2 protein-coding genes are annotated in these 2,610 nt (G+C 63.0%); both read right to left on the bottom strand.

Annotation, left to right across the window (positions count from 1 at the left end):
- The coding region (locus G518_RS41355; protein WP_036596278.1) for an Ig-like domain-containing domain at window positions 1-2,414 on the bottom strand (2,414 nt) is incomplete at its 3' end.
- 22 nt (window positions 2,415-2,436) lie between these two features.
- Window positions 2,437-2,532 (bottom strand): IPTL-CTERM sorting domain-containing protein, encoded by a 96-nt coding sequence (locus tag G518_RS41585; RefSeq protein ID WP_425414310.1) that lies wholly within the window; start codon window positions 2,530-2,532, stop codon window positions 2,437-2,439.
- Window positions 2,533-2,610 lie beyond the last annotated feature (78 nt).

Raw genomic sequence — 2,610 nt, 5'->3', positions numbered from 1 at the left:
TGGCTTTGCTGCCCCGGTACCAAGGTGAACTGCGCACTCACGCTGCAGTCTGCCGTGATGGCGTTAGTGGTGTAGGTGCTGCCGCTCAGGCTGCCACCACACGTGCCGCCCATGCTCACTGTGAAGCCTGGTGTCACCGTGACAGTACAAGTAGCCGTGTTGCCATACTGCACGGGGTTTAGTGTGCACGCAACGCTGCCGCCTCCTGGCGTAAGGGCGCTTGTGGTGATGGTGTGGTAGGAGTCCACAGTGCTGAAGTCCAGCGTAGTGGCATCCGCAATCCCCGCATAAGGATTGCCTGCCAGATCAAGGATCACGCCAGCGCTCATTTGCACGTGGTAATGGCTGTTGGCTAGTAGGCCGCCCGTTGGGTTCACAGTGACCGTGCTGCCCGTAATCGTGACCTGGCCCGTATCACCAATGCTGATGCTGCGAGTGTCACCAGCATTGCCTGTATTGGTCAGCACAATCTGCCCAACGCCCGCCTTGACCGCTTCGCTAAAGCTCAGCACTAGCGGACTTGTGACCGCCACACCGCTCGCATTGTCCGCCGGCGTGCTTGCGCTCAGCGTGGGCGCGATGGTGTCAATCACGATGTTCTTGTTTGCCCCAAGCGAGCCCGCAGCACCGGGCGCCGGGAGTTCAAGAGAGGCATCCGTTCCTCCTGCACCTCGGATCGTGCCGCCATTGAGCGTCAATGCATTGGTACTTAGGTAATCCAGATCTGCGCTGGTGTCACCCGATTGCACCGTGTAGGTAAAGCTCAGCATGCTGGTGCCCGAACCGTCGCTATAAGAAGCCGCCTGGCCTGAACCGCCTGTGGCCAAAGCCAACCGGGGACTGCCGGTTACCGTGACGGGCTCGTTCATAGTGATCTGAATGCTGATCACATCGCTCGCTTTGTACGCCCCATCAGGGGTAGTGGCGCTCACATTGGAGCTATTGGGCACGCTATACAAGTCTGCCTCATCGGCTGGTGCAGACCCACCAGTTCCGCCCAAGCCACTGCCAGCAGCATTGCCACTGAAGCTTGCCAAACCCAGACCTATGACCATGCCCTCATTCCACAGACCGCCTACCGCGCGGCCCCCAGGGCCCCCAGACGCCCCGCCACCACCTGCAGCCAGGTTGTGACTCAGGCTCACTGTGCCTTCCAACGTGAGCACAGCGCCAGGGCTGTTGTAGATGCCGCCGGCTGCCGCGCCGCCATCTCCGCCACGGGGCAGGCCATCTCCGCAACTGGCGCCACCACCGCCTACCCAGATCCCGCCGGCACTGGCATAACCGCCGCCTCCTCCTCCTTGATGACCGGTCTGACCAATTCCGCCTACGCCGCCGCTGCCGCCCGACAACGCGGTACCCAATCCACCGCTAATTCCGCCCGTAGCGCCGCCCCCGGAACTATAGTCAGGATCGCCACCCCCACCACCAAAGCCGCCACCACCTCCGCCTCCGCCTTTGTCTCCCAGCCACCCGTAACAGCCACCACCGCCGCCTCCACCAGCCCAGCCACCGCCTCCGCCTCCACCATTGTCATAACGCCCACTACCCCCTCCGGCGCCGCCGCCCTGAGTACCAAAACCGCCGTTGACGCCCAACGAGGAGGCATCGCGTCCCCCGCCGCCGCCTTCGGGCATCTCGATGGCGCCAAGTCCACCCACGGCGGTGTGTCCATCATCGCCCTTACTGTCGTATCCAGTACCGCCGTCAGCTCCCGCACCCTTGAGGTCTGCCCCGCCTGGGCCCGCGCCAGGCACTCGCACCCCACTGCCGCCTCCCCCACCACCGTCGTACTGGAATACGGCTCCGTGTCCTCCCGCTCCTCCGCCGGTAGCGTAATTGCGCGTGATAGTGCTGGCCGCAAGCGTCAGTTTGCCTGCATTGTGAATGCCGGCTCCCAGCGAAGGCGGTGCGGGCGGATTAATAGGCGGCGGCCCACCCCCTCCATTGCCCCCCTTGCCTGCCAGCAGCCCGTGCTGAATAGTCAGGCCTTCTAGTCTGACCTCAGTCCCACTCGCCACCTCCAGCACCCGGCCTTTAAGCTGCCCATCCAGCGTGACTCCCACCCCTTGCACCGTCACACTGCCCGAAATGTCTTGAACAATCAGCGGGCTGTTCAGAAGCACGTGGGTAATCCCCGGTGCTAACGTAATGAGATCGTTGCCAGGGCTGCCAGCGGCTTGCGCCAACGCTGCGCGAAGGCTACCAGCGCCGCTATCTGCAGCATTGGTCACGGTAAACGTGGCTGCCTGCGCCATCCCAGCCGTCAGCAGTAGTGCCCATGGCGCGATCAGCTTGCCCAGCCCTCTCAGTGAACAGCACTGCTCAGTCGTCCTGATCGGCCCTGTCCGCCCCGATGATCCGGCTACAACAGACGCACTGCGCTGGTGGTAGTGCTCAAGATTGGTGTCCATGTCGCTTCCCTTCTGCCTGTTCTTATCGTCCTGCGTTGTGGGGCCGCAGCCTGCGCATACCCAACCCCGCTGCCAGCAACCCCAGCAGCATCAAACCCCACTCGCCCAGAGTCGGCACAGGTGTCACAACCAACGGGGGTATGGACTCAGTTGGACCAGTCGGGTCAACAATCTCCCCATTGACCTGCCAGTCATC

This window comes from Ottowia thiooxydans DSM 14619, from assembly GCF_000422885.1.
In the GTDB taxonomy this organism is placed as follows: Bacteria; Pseudomonadota; Gammaproteobacteria; order Burkholderiales; family Burkholderiaceae_C; genus Ottowia; species Ottowia thiooxydans.
Note: the sequence above shows the minus strand (reverse complement) of the source record. Positions and strands in the feature narration are given on the sequence as shown.